The 380-nt window shown below is 72.4% G+C and carries 1 protein-coding gene; it reads right to left on the bottom strand.

Annotated features, from left to right (window positions below):
• Positions 1-380: GMC family oxidoreductase N-terminal domain-containing protein (locus tag G4D85_RS48725; RefSeq protein WP_205526048.1), on the bottom strand; the 380-nt coding region annotated here is incomplete at both ends.

Below are 380 nucleotides of genomic sequence, written 5' to 3'. Positions count from 1 at the left end.
GTGCCCACTCACGATGCCCACCAGGGCCTCGGAGTTGGTGCGCACGCTGTCACCCAGTCGCTCCGACAGCCGGGGCAGTCCGTCCGGACGCTCCTTCAAGCGCAGCAGCAGGTCCACGGTGCCCAGCACGCCCCCGGCGAAGACGACGTTGCGCGCGGTGAAGCGCAGCGTCTTCCGGGAGAACAGGCCGGTGCCCTGGCGCGCCTCCACCTCGTAGCCCCCCTCCGGCAGCGGGCGCACCCACGTCGCCTCGGTGTCGGCGTGCAGCGTGAGGCCGCGCTTCTCCGCGAGGTGGAGGTAGTTCCGGTCCAGCGTGTTCTTCGCGCCGTGGCGACAGCCGAGCATGCAGCCGCCGCACGCGATGCAGCCGGTGCGCTCCG

It is taken from the genome of Pyxidicoccus trucidator (genome assembly GCF_010894435.1).
In the GTDB taxonomy this organism is placed as follows: Bacteria; Myxococcota; Myxococcia; order Myxococcales; family Myxococcaceae; genus Myxococcus; species Myxococcus trucidator.
This window is presented reverse-complemented; position numbering and strand designations above follow the sequence as displayed.